The sequence below is a fragment of the Bacillus haynesii genome, assembly GCF_014042035.1.
Lineage (GTDB): Bacteria > Bacillota > Bacilli > Bacillales > Bacillaceae > Bacillus > Bacillus haynesii.
In genome coordinates this window covers 1289901-1303550 of record NZ_CP059494.1, presented here as the reverse complement: position 1 = coordinate 1303550, position 13650 = coordinate 1289901, and the positions used below count along the sequence as shown (strand labels likewise).

The following is a 13650-nucleotide window of genomic DNA, read 5'->3' as shown; positions in this document are numbered from 1 at the left end:
GAATGGCTTATTCATTTAAATTTCAAAAGCTCCTCGAGCTTAAAGAAAATGAAAAAGACCAATCATTCGCTGAATATCAGCACTCAGTTTCCGAATTCGAAAAAGTCGCGGAAAAGCTGTATGAAAGCATGAGCCAAAAAGAAACGCTGGAAAAAAACAAGGAAATCAAGATGCAGACGGGGATGAGCGTTCAGGAAATGCGGCATTATCAGCAATTTGTCACAAATCTTGAAACGACAATCTACCATTATCAAAAGCTCGTCATGATGAAGAGAAATGAAATGAACGAAAAACAGCACGATTTGACGGAAAAAAATATCGAGCTGAAAAAATTTGAAAAAATGAAAGAAAAGCAGTTTGAAATGTATTCGCTGCAAAACAAAGCAAATGAGTTAAAGGAAATGGATGATATCTCCATTGCTCAGTACATAACTCAAGGAAGCTAGGGGTAGAAAAACGATGACCGAAGAAAAAAAAGCCGGTAAATTTCAGACATTTTTGTTTGTCATCGTCATTCCGCTGATCTTTTTAATCGTTGTAGCGTTCGTCGGCATGTGGCTTTTGGGCGTCAATTTCCAGGATGCAGCCTCCAAAATCCCCGTCGTAAAAGAGCTTGTGAAAAGCGGCGAGGATCAGGAAATCGATCACGCAGCAAAACAGCAGGAGAACAAAGCAGAAAAGCTCCAAAAGACGATCGATGAACAAAAAAGCGAAATCGAAACGCTGACGAGTGACTTAAAAACGAGTGATCAAGAGATTAAAAGGCTGAAACAAAAAATCAGCTCACTCGAAAAAACGGCAAAAGATGAAAAAGAGCAGGATGAAAAGAACGCTGAAGGTCAAGGAGACGGAAAAGTCGTCAAAATTTATGAAAGCATGCAAAGCAATAAAGCTGCAAAAATTTTAAGCGAATTAAAAGAGGAAGAGGCAATCAACATTTTAGATTCTTTAAGCAAAAAGAAAGTGACTGAGATCCTCTCAAAAATGTCTCCTGATAAAGCGGCTGTATTCACAGAAAAGCTTGTGAAAAACGAGGCGAAAAACGAAAAGAAAAAAGAAGGGGGGGAATAGCTTGAGGCTTTTTGACGCAATCTCCTTTGATGCCAAGCCTGCGGTGGAAACCGCACCTGCAAAAACGAGCAGGACACCGATAGGAGCACTCTTTCAGAATGTGCTCCAGAAGGAAAACAGCTCACTTTCCCCTTTTCAAAAGGGAGAAGAGCCTTCTCAGGATACGCCGTTAGAAGGGCTTTTGCATGAACTGAAGCAATGGCTTTCAAATAAGGAAGACGGCTCCTTCAATGAAGACTGGCTGAATTCCCTCAAGCAGCTTGAAGAGCTGAGTGCATCTCCGGATGAACTGGCATTGGCAGAGCAGCTGCTACAGCAAATAAAAGAGCTGCTTGAAAATGCCGCCCTGCCTGGACAATCAGGCAAAACGGCTGATGCTCAGGCTTTGCCTGCCGACGAAAGCGGGACAGAAGAGCCGAAACTGCCTGACCTGCAAATTCTCGGTCAGATTCAGCAGCTGCTCGCTGCAATAATAAATGAAAATCAACCGTCACTCAAAACTTCGCAAATTGCAGAATTACTGAAACAGGTGCCGGAATTTCTCGCCGCTCTTCAGACAAAGGCGGGAACAGAAGGGCTGATTGATGAACTTAAACGTCAATTTTTCACGAAAGATCCGAGCCAATCGCAGCTTTTGTCCATGTCAAACGCCGAGCTGAAAAGCTTGAAAAGTTTAATGGAGCAGATGATGAACGCAAACACTGAACCGGATCAAAAAGAGTGGAAAATGGCCGAAAGCGAACTGAAAGCAATGCTCATGAGCAAAAAGACTGATGTCACTCTTTCTGAGAAGCCGTTGTCCTTTGTTTTGAACGGAAGGGAAATTCAAACTGAAGGAAAGCAAGGCCAAAAGGAACAGCCGATTCAATCCTCTGTACCGGCCAATCAGCGGACAGGCACAGCGCTGATCCAGGGTCTCCAGACTTCGGCGGCAGAGGAATCTTCCGCACAGCCGAAAAGCTTTTCAGAACAAATTCTCAGCTCATGGAAACAGATGAAGTATACACCGTTCGGCAGGTCGACAGGCAGTTTCACGATCCGCCTGAATCCTGAAAATCTTGGCTTTATCACGATCAAGCTCGTCAAACAGCACGGGATGTTTTCGAGCAAAATCATCGCATCGACTCAGTCGGCTAAAGAGCTGCTCGAACACAATCTCGCGCATCTTAAACAGGCGCTGCCCAACATGTCTGTACAAATTGACCGCTTCGGTGTTCCGCTTCAAAACAGCGATCAGACTTTCGGACAGCTGGCGGACGAACAGAAAAACCAGCATCAGCCGAAGCAAGATCAGCAAAAAGAGCAGGAAAATGAGGATTTTCAGGAGTTTCTGGATGAGCTTATCGAGACTCGATCACAGGACAGCGAGGAGGAGATCTAATGCCTGACACTTCAATTGATACAAGAACCGCCGTAGGAACAACAAACACGAAATCGACGACATCCGATTTTTTATCCGAGGCAAAAAAAGCCGAGAAAGCAGGGAGCGGCTCCAATCTTGGCAAGGATGAATTTTTGAAACTGCTCATGAAACAACTGCAGTACCAAGACCCCTTAAATCCGATGGAAGACCGTGAATTCATTGCGCAAATGGCGACCTTTTCAAGCCTTGAGCAACTAACGAATCTGAACACAACGATGTCGGCGTTCGTCGGACTTCAAGACCCGATGACGATGTATGTCAGCTGGATCGGAAAAGAAGTCACCTATGAAGGCGAAGACAGCGAAGAAAAAACGGCGCTTGTCAAATCAGTTAAAAGCTCAGACGGACAGTATCTGCTTGTCCTTGACGATGGAACCGAAGTCAATCCGTGGAATGTGACGGCGGTAAGCCATTCTGACAAATAAAAACAGACAATTCAGGGAGGAATAATTATGTTACGTTCACTATACTCAGGAATCAGCGGTATGAAAAACTTTCAGACAAAGCTTGATGTCGTCGCAAACAACATTTCGAATGTCAATACGGCAGGCTATAAGAAAAGCAGGGTTACGTTTAAAGATATTGTCAGTCAGCAGCTTTCCGGTGCAACGGCGTCTACTGCAAACCGCGGCTCTGTCAACGGCCAGCAGGTCGGGCTCGGTGCAACGATCGGATCGATCGATATCATTCACACAAACGCTGCGCCTTCGACAACAGGCCGCCAGCTTGACATGACCATTACAGGAGACGGCTACTTCCGCGTTGGATCAGGAGATGAAGTGTACTACACAAGATCCGGGAATTTCTACCGGTCTGATGAAGGTGACCTCGTCACTGTTGACGGACTGTTCGTCTTAACGGCCAATAATGGAAGAATTAATATCCCGCAAGACGCGCAAAGCTTCAGCATCGCGCCTGACGGAACCGTGTCTTATGTCGATCAAAACAACGAGAACCAGACCGCCGGCCAAATCTCGCTCGCGACATTCAACAATACATCCGGTTTAACAAAAACGGGGGACAACCTTTACCGCGAAACATTGAGTTCGGGAGATCCGCAAGTCGTTGTACCTGGGGAAGGCGGCTCAGGAAAAATTCAAACGAGTGCGCTTGAAATGTCGAACGTCGACCTTTCAGAAGAATTTTCCGAAATGATTATTGCGCAGCGCGGCTTCCAGTCCAATGCGAAAATCATTACAACCTCTGATGAAATTCTTCAGGAACTCGTCAATCTGAAGCGATAGGAGGGAAGGAGGCACCCTCGTGAAGGCGCCTCTTGATAACACATGATCAAAGTTACGCGATTAAACGGACAGCCCTTTATTCTGAATGCACTATTCATTGAGCAAATTGAATGTTTTCCGGATACGACCATTACGCTGTCCAACGGAAAAAAGTTTGTTGTCAAAGAAGATGAAGATACAGTTGTGGATACAATCGTGTCATTCTATCAAAAAATCCAAATACTTTCTTGTGACCAAAGAATTGAGGAATCTGAATGAATAAAAAACTTCTAGGAATTATGCTGACGATTATTCTGGCAATTGCTGTGTTAGGAACCGCTGCGTTCTTTGTCATCAAGGGAAGCGCAAGTGAAAAAGATCAAAATGCTGAACCTTCGATTGATGAAGTGGTCGAATCTTCAGTTGAAGTCGCCGAAATCACGACAAACTTGAAATCAGACAATGTGGTCCGTTTGTCAATCAAGCTTGAAACCGATTCGAAAGAGGCGAAAGAAGAGCTTGAAAAGCGGGATTTCCAAATTAAAGATTCCGTCATTTCCCTTTTGGCGAACACGAACGCAGATGAGCTTGAAGGACAAAAAGGAAAAGAAAAATTTAAAGAACAGCTGAAAGAAAAGCTGAACACGAACTACATGAAAGAGGGAAAAGTGAAAACTGTATACATTACCTCCTTTAATCTGCAGTAGGAACATAGATGACAGAACCATGGAGGTGAAAACAGATGGCAGGAGAAGTGCTCTCCCAAAATGAAATCGATGCACTGCTTTCAGCAATATCGACCGGTGAAATGGACGCCGACGAGCTGAAAAAAGAAGAGTCCGTTAAAAAGGTAAAAGTCTATGACTTTAAACGGGCGCTCCGCTTTTCAAAGGATCAAATCCGCAGCTTGACAAGGATTCATGATAACTTTGCTAGGCTGCTAACGACTTATTTCTCGGCTCAGCTGAGAACCTATATCCAGATCTCGGTCAGCTCGGTTGATCAGGTTCCGTATGAGGAATTCATCAGATCCATTCCGAATATGACGATCCTCAATCTGTTTGAGGTTCGCCCTCTTGAAGGAAGAATCATGATGGAGATCAACCCGACCATCGCCTATACGATGATGGACCGGGTGATGGGTGGGATCGGCTCGAGCCATAACAAAATTGACAGCATGACGGAAATTGAGACGAAAATCATGACCAATTTATTCGAAAACTGCCTCACGAATTACAAAGATGCGTGGGAATCTATCACGGAAATCGAGCCGGAAATGTCCGATTTTGAAGTGAATCCGCAGTTTGTGCAAATGGTATCGCCGAATGAGACGGTCGTTGTCATTTCGCTGAACACGCAAATAGGAGACATCAGCGGGGTTATCAACCTGTGTATCCCGCACGTCGTCCTGGAACCGATCATTCCTAAGCTTTCCGTTCACTACTGGATGCAATCAGACAGAATTGAACCAAAACCGGAGGAAACAAAGTCGATAGAAAAGCGGATTATGACGGCGCAAATTCCAATTGTCGCAGAACTCGGATCATCGGGATTAACCATTGAAGAGTTTTTAAATTTAGAAATTGGAGATTGTATCACTTTGGACAAATCAGTAGCAGAACCTCTTACTGTTTTGGTCGGAGATAAACCGAAATTTCTAGCACAAGCCGGCCGAATGAATCGAAAGACTGCGATTCAAATTCTAGATCACGACATAAGAGGTGAAGAATATGGAGAATAACAATAGGTTATCACAGGATGAAATTGATGCGCTGCTTAAAGGCGGCGATGATACGGCTCAAGAGCAGCCGGAATCAGGGTTGTCCCTGATGGAACAGGATACGATCGGGGAAATCGGAAACATTTCCTTTGGGAGCTCTGCAACAGCTTTGTCCACTTTATTGAATCAAAAAGTCGAAATTACAACGCCGACTGTTTCGGTGATTGAAAAAAGTCATTTAAATGATGAGTTCCCGCACCCGTATGTTTCAATCGGTGTGAGCTATACGGAAGGTTTTTCAGGAAACAATCTTCTCGTCATCAAGCAGGAAGATGCCGCGATCATCGCTGATTTGATGATGGGTGGAGACGGGACGAACGCAGATCCGTCGCTTGGCGAAATTCATTTAAGCGCCGTTCAGGAAGCGATGAACCAAATGATGGGTTCCGCAGCGACGTCGATGTCCACCGTCTTCAGCAAGAAGATTGATATTTCTCCGCCGGAAGTTGACCTCCTTGATGTAAATGAAGGGGAAGGGACTGAGCAAATTCCGAAAGAGGACCCGCTCGTCAAAGTATCTTTCAGACTAAAAGTCGGAGATCTGATCGATTCGCATATAATGCAGCTTTATCCGCTGACCTTTGCAAAAGACCTGATTGATGAATTAACGAATCAGGACGGCGGAGAAGAGCCTGTGCAGACTGAAGAGGTACAGCCGCCCGTACAGGAAAAACCGGCGCCTAGTCCGAGTCCGGCACCTGCTCAGACACAGAGACAGGAGCCTGCGCCTAAACGGCAAGGGACGGCAAAAGTTTCAGAGCCTGTGCAAGTGGCACCGGCAGAGTTTCAATCCTTTGCCCCTCAGACTGAAGCGCACCCGCACCTTCAAAACCTTGACATGCTCATGGATATTCCTTTGTCCGTCACAGTCGAACTGGGGAGGACAAACCGCAGTGTCAAAGAGGTGCTTGAACTGTCAACCGGCAGTATCATTGAGCTTGACAAACTCGCCGGTGAGCCTGTCGACATCCTGGTCAACCAGCGCGTCGTTGCCAAAGGCGAAGTCGTCGTCATAGACGAAAACTTCGGCGTCAGGGTGACAGACATTTTAAGTCAGGCGGAACGAATCAGCAAATTACGATAATAACAGATTGATTGGAGAGATTAATAATGGCTTACAAGATTTTAGTAGTTGATGATGCAGCATTTATGAGAATGATGATTAAAGACATTTTGGTGAAAAACGGCTTTGAAGTCGTCGCAGAAGCGCAAGACGGAGCACAGGCTGTTGAAAAATATAAAGAGCATTCACCTGATCTTGTCACAATGGATATCACAATGCCGGAAAAAGACGGAATTACGGCTCTTAAAGAAATCAAAGAAATCGATCCGCAGGCAAAAATCATCATGTGTTCGGCAATGGGCCAGCAATCGATGGTTATCGACGCCATCCAGGCGGGAGCGAAAGACTTTATCGTCAAACCGTTCCAGGCTGACCGCGTCATGGAAGCGATCAATAAAACGCTAAGCTAAAGGGTGTACAACTTGTTTAAGAAACCTCTTATTTTCATAGCCGGCCTTTGTCTGTTTGCCTTTTTCGTTTTGCCGTACGCTCCGGCTCTCGCAGAGGAATCGGGGGACCAGACCGTCGATCATCTGTTTGAGCAAAAAGGTGCGGGCAAAGAGAAAGAAAAAGAAAAAGCAAAAGACAAAGACAAAACCGAGGAAAAAAGTTCTCTTAAGGAAGAGGCGGAGACCGAACCCCCGTCTCCTTCCGTTTCCATATTTGATTTTGTGAAAATGATCGGCGCGTTACTGTTCGTCATTTTTCTGATCTATGCACTGGTCAAGTTCATGAATAAACGCAACCGCCTGCTAAAACCCTTCCAGTATGTCGAAAACATCGGCGGGACTTCGCTCGGACAAAACAAGTCCGTACAGCTGATTAAAGTAGGAAACAGGGTGCTGGTCGTCGGTGTCGGCGAAAATATCCAGCTGCTGAAAGAGATCGATGATGAAAAGGAATATAAAGAAATTCTCACGCAGCATGAAGCTGCGATGAACAGCAAGATTGAATGGCAGAAATGGATGGATCAAGTCAAAGTTCCAGGTGTGCAAAAACAAAGCGGCACGGCATCTTTTTCCGAGTCGTTAAAAGCACAGCTCGCGGAACTGAAACAAAATCGCGCAGAAGGCAGAAAGAAAGGCCAAAATCAACATGAATGAGTTTATGGATTTATTTAATTCAAGCGATGCGGCAAATGTCAGCGCCAGCGTCCGGCTCTTGCTGCTTTTGACAGTATTTTCGATCGCTCCGGGGATCTTGATCCTGATGACATGTTTCACAAGGGTTGTCATCGTCTTGTCCTTTGTCAGGACATCGCTGGCAACACAATCAATGCCCCCAAACCAGGTGCTGATCGGACTTGCACTGTTCCTGACATTTTTCATTATGGGGCCGACTTTTTCAGAGATTAATAAAGAAGCGCTGACGCCATTAATGAACAATAAAATCACCTTGGATGAAGCTTACACAAAAGCGGAAGCCCCGATCAAAACATTTATAAGCAAGCATACAAGACAGAAAGATCTGGCTTTATTTATGAATTACGCAAAGATGGAAACGCCTGAATCCATCGATGATATTCCGCTTTCAACAATGGTTCCCGCGTTTGTCATCTCAGAATTGAAAACCGCGTTTCAAATGGGATTTATGATATTTATACCGTTTCTAATTATCGATATGGTTGTGGCAAGTGTTTTGATGTCGATGGGGATGATGATGCTTCCTCCGGTCATGATTTCACTGCCGTTTAAGATTTTGCTGTTTGTTCTTGTAGATGGCTGGTATTTAATCGTTAAATCTTTGCTGCAAAGCTTTTAGAGTAGGTGCTAATACATGAATTCAGAATTTGTTATATCGATGGCTGAAAGGGCTGTATACGTAACATTGCTTATCAGCGGGCCGCTTTTGGCGCTCGCTCTTCTCGTCGGGCTGATCGTCAGCGTTTTTCAGGCAACCACCCAAATACAGGAACAGACTCTTGCATTCATTCCGAAAATCGTCGCCGTTTTGGTCGGACTCGTCGTTTTCGGCCCATGGATGCTGTCGACGATTTTATCATTCGCGACTGAGCTGTTCTCTAATTTAAACCGTTTTGCAGGGTAGTTTTAACATGTCAATAATCGAATCATTTCCAGCCTTTTTACTTGTGTTTGTCAGAATTACAGCATTCTATGTAACGGTGCCTCTATTTTCTTATCGGACAATTCCGGCCGTTCATAAAATAGGTTTTGCATTTTTTCTTGCGCTCGTCAGTTTTCAGGCGATTGAAAAGCCTCCTCAGCTTGATGTTGACGGAGTTTACATGATGTTAGCCATGAAGGAAGCGCTCATCGGGCTTCTGCTTGGGCTGATCGCCTACATGATGATCTCAGCCGTTCAAATCGCCGGATCATTCATTGATTTTCAAATGGGATTTGCGGTGGCGAATGTGATCGATCCCCAGACAGGGGCGCAAAGCCCGCTTGTCGGCCAGTTTTTATATACGATGGCGCTGCTTCTCATGCTGAGCCTGAATGCGCACCACCTCCTGCTTGACGGGATTTATTACAGCTATCAATACATTCCGGTCGACAAGATGGCGCTGTCGTTTGGAAGCGAAGGGTTTGCCGAGTTTATTGCAAAAAGCTTCAACACGATGTTTATTACAGCATTTCAATTGTCTGCGCCTGTTGTGGCTTGTTTGTTTTTAGTCGATCTGGCATTGGGGATTGTGGCGAGAACGGTGCCGCAGCTCAACGTGTTTGTCGTCGGGCTTCCTTTGAAAATTGCGATCACCTTTATCATGCTCATCATTTGCATGGCCGTTATGTTCAGCATGATGCAGCACGTCTTCGAATTTGCCATTCGGACAATGAGAGATCTATTAACTTTGCTTGGGGTGGCATGATGAAGCTGACGTTGGATTTGCAATTTTTCGCAGGTGAAAAAACGGAAAAAGCGACGCCGAAAAAACGGCGGGAAAGCAGAAAAAAAGGACAGGTTGCCAAAAGTGCAGATGTCAATACAGCGGTCACACTTCTCATCGTGTTTTTATCCTTTTTATTCATCGGACCTTTTATGAGAGACCGCCTGCTCGCCCTGATCGAAAAGTATTACAAAGAGTTGATCACGATGAAGGTGTCAGTCGCCAATATTCCCGGCCTGTTTCAAAGTCTTGTGCTTGAATCGGGTCTCATCATGGCACCGCTTTTGCTGACAGCTGTCGTCTCCGGGGTATTGAGCAACTATTTGCAAGTCGGGTTTTTATTTGCCCCTGAAGCGATCAAGCCTGATTTGAAAAAGCTTGACCCGCTTAAAGGATTCAAACGGATTTACAGCATCAGGGCGATCGTTGAACTGCTTAAATCGATTTTAAAAATCGTGATTGTCGGCGGCGTGACATTCGCCGTTCTCTGGCTGAACTTTGACAAAATCCTCAGAATCCCGGCGCTGTCCGCTGGCGAGGCTTTGTCATATGTCGGCTGGCTCACCTTTTTAATGGGGGTTTCCGCTGCAGTCGCATTGATTTTTCTCGCGGTGCTCGATTACCTCTATCAAAAATTCGATTATGAGAAAAATATTCGAATGTCAAAACAGGACATTAAAGACGAATACAAAAAAACCGAAGGCGATCCTCTGATCAAGTCGAAGATCAAGCAGAAGCAAAAGGAAATGGCGATGCGCCGCATGATGCAGGAAGTGCCAAAAGCGGATGTCATCATCACGAACCCGACCCATTACGCCGTCGCACTGAAATATGACGAAAACAAAATGGATGCGCCGTTTATCCTCGCAAAAGGGGTCGATCTGATGGCTCTGAAAATCAGGCAGATCGCCAAAGAACACGATGTCATGACGGTCGAGAACAGACCTTTGGCGAGGGCGCTCTATGACCAGGTTGAGATCGACCAGGCCGTTCCGGAAGAGTTCTTTAAGGCCGTTGCCGAAATCCTGGCCTATGTTTACAAAACAAAGCAAAAAATCTAGTGAATTTTTCAGTTTTAAAAGGAGAGAAACAGCATGTCTGCAAGAGATTTATCTATTTTATCCGGCGTTGTCCTCATTGTGGCAATGCTTATCATACCCTTTCCAACATGGATGTTGAGCATCTTAATTATCGTTAATATTTCTCTTGCGTTAATCGTGCTTCTCACCACAATGAACATGCAAGAACCGCTGCAATTTTCGATTTTTCCTTCTTTGCTGCTCCTCTTGACGCTGTTCCGTCTCGGGCTGAATGTATCGACGACGCGTTCGATTCTGTCCAACGGAGATGCGGGAAAAGTAGTCGAGACGTTCGGGTCTTTCGTTGTCGGCGGGAACGTTTTGGTCGGTCTCGTTGTCTTTATCATTTTGATCATTATCCAATTTATCGTCATAACGAAAGGGGCGGAACGGGTATCTGAAGTTGCTGCCAGGTTCACCCTCGACGCCATGCCGGGGAAACAGATGAGCATTGATGCCGATTTGAATGCCGGAATGGTGACCGAGCAGGAAGCGAAAGTGCGCCGCGAGAAGGTGGCGCGTGAAGCTGATTTCTACGGCGCGATGGACGGAGCGAGCAAATTCGTGAAAGGGGATGCGATCGCAGGGATCATCATCGTCCTCATCAACGTCCTTTTCGGAATTGTCATCGGCATGCTGCAAAAACAGATGAGCATTCAGGAAGCCGCTTCACACTTTACGCTCTTGTCTGTAGGCGACGGAATCGTCTCTCAGCTGCCTGCGCTCTTGATATCAACGGCGACGGGTATCGTCGTGACAAGAGCAGCATCGGAAGGAAACCTCGGCCACGATATTACAGGCCAGCTGTTTGCCTATCCAAAGCTTTTGTATGTAACGGCGGGAACGATTTTCCTGCTCGGGATTTTCACGCCGATCGGCATTCTCCTGACAGGCCCTCTGGCTCTTCTTCTCGCCATCGGCGGCTATATGCTCTCCAAAGCCGGTGAAGAGAAGGAAAAAGTGGAGGATATCCTTGAGGAAGAAGCTGAAGTGGACGAATTAAAAAGCCCCGAAAGCGTCGTCCATTTGCTCGATATTGATCCGATCGAATTTGAATTCGGCTACGGATTGATTCCGCTTGCAGATGCAAATCAGGGCGGCGACCTATTAGACAGGATCGTCATGATCAGGCGCCAGCTCGCGCTTGAACTCGGGCTCGTCATTCCGGTCGTCAGAATCAGGGATAACATCGCTCTTCAGCCGAACGAGTACAGGCTCAAAATTAAAGGAAACGAAGTCGCGAAAGGCGAGCTTCTCCTCGATCACTTTTTGGCGATGTCTCCGACAGGCGAAGACGATCAGATCGAAGGGATTGACACGATCGAACCGTCCTTCGGCCTCCCGGCTAAATGGATACCGGAATCTCAGAAAGATCAGGCCGAAATGCTCGGCTATACGGTTGTCGATCCGGCTTCAGTCGTGTCGACCCATATTACAGAGCAGGTGAAAAAACACGCCCATGAACTGATCGGAAGACAGGAAACGAAACAGCTGATCGACCACTTGAAAGAATCTTATCCTGTACTGGTCGAAGAGGTCTCGCCGAATCCGCTGTCTGTCGGTGATATACAGAAAGTGCTGGCAAAACTTCTGAAAGAAAAAGTATCGATCAGGAACTTGGTGACAATCTTTGAAACGCTGGCCGACTACGGAAAACTGACGACGGATTCAGATATGCTGACCGAGTACGTGAGACAGGCTCTTGCCAAGCAGATCACCGCCCAATATGCGAAGGAAAATGAGACGCTGAAAGTGGTGACTTGTTCGGGCCGCGTCGAAAAGGCCGTGGCGGAAGGAATTCAGCAGACTGAACACGGCAACTTTTTATCTCTTGAACCTGCATTATCCGAAAATATCATTCAATCTGTAGCAAGAGAAATCGAACAGCTCTCATTAAGGCAGGAAGTGCCGATCCTTCTATGTTCGCCGCCTGTCAGAATGTATGTCAAACAGCTGCTTGAGCGCTATTTCCCTGATCTGCCGGTTCTTTCCTATAACGAATTGGAAGCCAATGTAGAAGTTCAAAGCATCGGAGTGGTGGATATTCAATGAAAATCAAAAAATTTGTAGCTGGTTCTATGCAGGAAGCCACAAAGCAAATTATACAGGAGCTCGGAAATGACGCCGTAATCTTGAATTCTAAAAAGATTCAAACGAGAAAATTTCTCGGCTTTGTGAAAAAAACCGGGGTTGAAGTGATCGCGGTTGTCGATCAGGACTTTTCCGACGCAAGGAAGCCAGACCGGCAAAAGCCCGTTTTCCGTGAACAAAGTCCTTCGCCTGTCCCGCAGCCGGACCACCTTGATTTGGCAAGCCAAGTGAAAGAGCTGAAAGAACTGCTGGAAATGCGGCAGCATGAGCAGCCTGTTGATGTGCTGCCTGAGCCGCTGAAAAAGGCGGACCAGCTTCTGGCAAAGCAAGGGGTATCGCCAGCCATCCGTACGAAAGCGCTCGGCCGGTTGGTCAGCACTTCTTTAAGAAACGGCGAAGAGTGGACGGATGATAAGGCACTGGCGCACTTAACAGATGCTTTGGCAGATCTTCTTCCCGTCAATCAGGAACAGGACGTGGCGATTCATTCGCAATATGTCGTGCTCTTCGGATCGACCGGAGTCGGTAAAACGACGACATTGGCAAAGCTCGCCGCTTCTTCTGTGCTGGAAAAGCAGAAAAAAATCGCTTTTATCACAACGGATACGTACCGGATTGCAGCGGTTGAACAGCTCAGGACATATGCCGAGCTTCTGAATGCGCCGCTCGAGGTGTGCTACACGAAAGAAGAATTTAAAGCGGCCCAGCAAAAGTTCACTGATTTTGACCACGTCTTCATCGATACGGCGGGCCGGAATTTCAAAGACGGGCAATATGTCAGGGAGCTGAAGGAAATCATTCCGTTTGAGCGTAAGATACAGGCGTTTCTCGTCATGTCCGCGACAAGCAAGTACGAGGATATGAAGGAGCTCATTAAGCAGTTCTCAAGCATTCCGATCGATCAGTTGATATTCACGAAAGTGGATGAAACCGATTCGTTGGGAAGCGTCATGAATCTGCTCGCCGAATCGAGAATCGGCCTCGGCTATATTACAAACGGACAAAATGTTCCGGAAGATATCCGCTACTTGTCAAATGCATCATTTGTCAGACTGCTTACGGGGTGTTGAAC

Annotated in this window: 17 protein-coding genes; all 17 read left to right on the top strand. The window is 46.2% G+C overall.

The features are described 5' to 3' along the window. Positions 1-2 precede the first annotated feature (2 nt). From fliJ to flhF, 17 genes are read left to right on the top strand one after another with little or no spacing between them, the layout of a single operon-like run. Positions 3-446 carry a flagellar export protein FliJ gene (fliJ, locus tag H2R00_RS06395; RefSeq protein ID WP_003181776.1) on the top strand — a complete coding sequence of 148 codons (444 nt, stop codon included), beginning with the start codon at positions 3-5 and terminating at the stop codon, positions 444-446. Positions 447-459: 13 nt separating this feature from the next. After that, entirely contained in the window at positions 460-1071 is a 612-nt protein-coding gene (locus H2R00_RS06390; RefSeq protein WP_154999827.1) for a MotE family protein, read from the top strand. Between the two features lies 1 nt (position 1072). After that, the gene (locus tag H2R00_RS06385; protein ID WP_182070687.1) at positions 1073-2452 is read left to right on the top strand and encodes a flagellar hook-length control protein FliK; all 1380 of its coding nucleotides are present in this window, start codon (positions 1073-1075) and stop codon (positions 2450-2452) included. Further along, a complete protein-coding gene (gene flgD, locus H2R00_RS06380) occupies positions 2452-2919 on the top strand; it encodes a flagellar hook assembly protein FlgD (protein ID WP_182070686.1) in 468 nt (155 codons plus the stop codon). Before H2R00_RS06385 ends, flgD begins: the two co-directional genes overlap by 1 nt. 27 nt (positions 2920-2946) lie before the next feature. After that, entirely contained in the window at positions 2947-3738 is a 792-nt protein-coding gene (flgG, locus tag H2R00_RS06375) for a flagellar basal body rod protein FlgG (RefSeq protein ID WP_182070685.1), read from the top strand. Between the two features lie 42 nt (positions 3739-3780). Then, entirely contained in the window at positions 3781-3996 is a 216-nt protein-coding gene (swrD, locus tag H2R00_RS06370) for a swarming motility protein SwrD (protein ID WP_003181786.1), read from the top strand. Then, entirely contained in the window at positions 3993-4424 is a 432-nt protein-coding gene (gene fliL / locus H2R00_RS06365) for a flagellar basal body-associated protein FliL (RefSeq protein WP_144582884.1), read from the top strand. Before swrD ends, fliL begins: the two co-directional genes overlap by 4 nt. Positions 4425-4459: 35 nt before the next feature. Continuing rightward, entirely contained in the window at positions 4460-5458 is a 999-nt protein-coding gene (gene fliM / locus H2R00_RS06360; protein WP_182070684.1) for a flagellar motor switch protein FliM, read from the top strand. After that, positions 5448-6581, top strand: coding sequence for a flagellar motor switch phosphatase FliY (fliY, locus tag H2R00_RS06355; RefSeq protein WP_182070683.1), 1134 nt, complete (start codon positions 5448-5450; stop codon positions 6579-6581). Before fliM ends, fliY begins: the two co-directional genes overlap by 11 nt. A gap of 26 nt (positions 6582-6607) precedes the next feature. Then, positions 6608-6970 carry a chemotaxis protein CheY gene (locus tag H2R00_RS06350; protein WP_003181796.1) on the top strand — a complete coding sequence of 121 codons (363 nt, stop codon included), beginning with the start codon at positions 6608-6610 and terminating at the stop codon, positions 6968-6970. Between the two features lie 12 nt (positions 6971-6982). After that, a complete protein-coding gene (gene fliZ / locus H2R00_RS06345) occupies positions 6983-7663 on the top strand; it encodes a flagella biosynthesis regulatory protein FliZ (protein WP_154999833.1) in 681 nt (226 codons plus the stop codon). Further along, entirely contained in the window at positions 7656-8321 is a 666-nt protein-coding gene (gene fliP / locus H2R00_RS06340) for a flagellar type III secretion system pore protein FliP (protein WP_182070682.1), read from the top strand. The genes fliZ and fliP overlap by 8 nt, the downstream gene beginning before the upstream one ends. 15 nt (positions 8322-8336) lie before the next feature. Continuing rightward, positions 8337-8606, top strand: coding sequence for a flagellar biosynthesis protein FliQ (fliQ, locus tag H2R00_RS06335; RefSeq protein ID WP_003181801.1), 270 nt, complete (start codon positions 8337-8339; stop codon positions 8604-8606). A 7-nt stretch (positions 8607-8613) separates the two neighbouring features. Beyond that, complete coding sequence (gene fliR / locus H2R00_RS06330; protein WP_043926383.1) at positions 8614-9390, top strand: flagellar biosynthetic protein FliR; 777 nt, start codon at positions 8614-8616, stop codon at positions 9388-9390. Further along, positions 9390-10469, top strand: a complete 1080-nt coding sequence (flhB, locus tag H2R00_RS06325) for a flagellar biosynthesis protein FlhB (protein ID WP_154999850.1) — start codon at positions 9390-9392, stop codon at positions 10467-10469. The genes fliR and flhB overlap by 1 nt, the downstream gene beginning before the upstream one ends. 33 nt (positions 10470-10502) lie before the next feature. After that, positions 10503-12539: a flagellar biosynthesis protein FlhA gene (gene flhA, locus H2R00_RS06320; protein ID WP_154999834.1), complete on the top strand. Its 2037-nt coding sequence runs from the start codon at positions 10503-10505 to the stop codon at positions 12537-12539. Beyond that, positions 12536-13648: a flagellar biosynthesis GTPase FlhF gene (gene flhF / locus H2R00_RS06315; protein ID WP_154999835.1), complete on the top strand. Its 1113-nt coding sequence runs from the start codon at positions 12536-12538 to the stop codon at positions 13646-13648. The genes flhA and flhF overlap by 4 nt, the downstream gene beginning before the upstream one ends. Positions 13649-13650 lie beyond the last annotated feature (2 nt).